This is a genomic window from Pseudoalteromonas sp. SIMBA_162 (assembly GCF_046535955.1).
Lineage (GTDB): Bacteria > Pseudomonadota > Gammaproteobacteria > Enterobacterales > Alteromonadaceae > Pseudoalteromonas > Pseudoalteromonas marina.
On sequence record NZ_JAWJBQ010001439.1, the window covers coordinates 1 to 203 of the forward strand.

General features: G+C 56.7%; 2 tRNA genes. Both read left to right on the top strand.

Annotation, left to right across the window (positions count from 1 at the left end):
• Positions 1-77 (top strand) — tRNA-Asp (locus tag R0J88_RS24375).
• 53 nt (positions 78-130) lie between these two features.
• A tRNA-Asp gene (locus R0J88_RS24380) sits at positions 131-203 on the top strand.

The following is a 203-nucleotide window of genomic DNA, read 5'->3' on the forward strand; positions in this document are numbered from 1 at the left end:
GGAGTGGTAGTTCAGTTGGTTAGAATACCGGCCTGTCACGCCGGGGGTCGCGGGTTCGAGTCCCGTCCACTCCGCCATTTGATATCGTAACAAAATTAGTAAGTGCATTACCCCATGCACATACCACTGCGGAGTGGTAGTTCAGTTGGTTAGAATACCGGCCTGTCACGCCGGGGGTCGCGGGTTCGAGTCCCGTCCACTCC